Below are 293 nucleotides of genomic sequence, written 5' to 3'. Positions count from 1 at the left end.
GATCACCGTCGCTATCACCAAAGCGTTCCTCGCAGTTGAGTTCGGCACCGCTGCCGCCTCTTCGCGAATCCAAGACACAGATGCCCGCCAGACCGAACAAGTCACCGCGACCTTCAAGCCTCGCATGCCTTCGGGCGGCACCATCCACATCGAAGAAATCCAGGACCAGGTTGAACTGGCCCTGATGCGGGCCGGCGAGCAGAAAGTGGCGCGCGACTACGTGATCTACCGTGACGGTCGTTCGAAAGAACGCGCTGCCCACGCCACGACCGAAGAAGCGGGCAACGCTCACC

General features: G+C 61.8%; 1 protein-coding gene. It reads left to right on the top strand.

Annotated features, from left to right (window positions below):
- Positions 1-293 (top strand): ATP cone domain-containing protein (locus QMX93_RS30885; protein WP_282359357.1); only part of this gene is annotated, 293 nt, incomplete at both ends.

It is taken from the genome of Pseudomonas sp. PS01303, assembly GCF_029959385.1.
Taxonomy (GTDB): domain Bacteria; phylum Pseudomonadota; class Gammaproteobacteria; order Pseudomonadales; family Pseudomonadaceae; genus Aquipseudomonas; species Aquipseudomonas rustica.
This window is presented reverse-complemented; position numbering and strand designations above follow the sequence as displayed.